The organism is Dickeya undicola (assembly GCF_000784735.1).
GTDB classification, from domain to species: domain Bacteria; phylum Pseudomonadota; class Gammaproteobacteria; order Enterobacterales; family Enterobacteriaceae; genus Dickeya; species Dickeya undicola.
Genome location: NZ_JSYG01000059.1, coordinates 1 through 221 on the forward strand (window position 1 = coordinate 1; position 221 = coordinate 221).

1 pseudogene is annotated in these 221 nt (G+C 41.2%); it reads left to right on the forward strand.

The annotated features are described in order from the left end of the window. Window positions 1-221: pseudogene (locus OB87_RS21060) on the forward strand (relaxase/mobilization nuclease domain-containing protein); the annotation flags it as partial.

The following is a 221-nucleotide window of genomic DNA, read 5'->3' on the forward strand; positions in this document are numbered from 1 at the left end:
CAGAATTACGTACACCCTCAAAGTTTCATGTACAGCTAACATAGCTACCACTGGGAGAATGAACGGATTTTCTTTCGTATTCAATGGTATTGCATTCAAAGCATCTCAACTTGGCAAAAAGTATTCTTGGGTAAATCTTCAAAAGCTCATCGACTACGAGCCTGAACGAGACAACTCACTACTACTTGATACCAGCACAGTTGCTACTGCTACTGCTACTG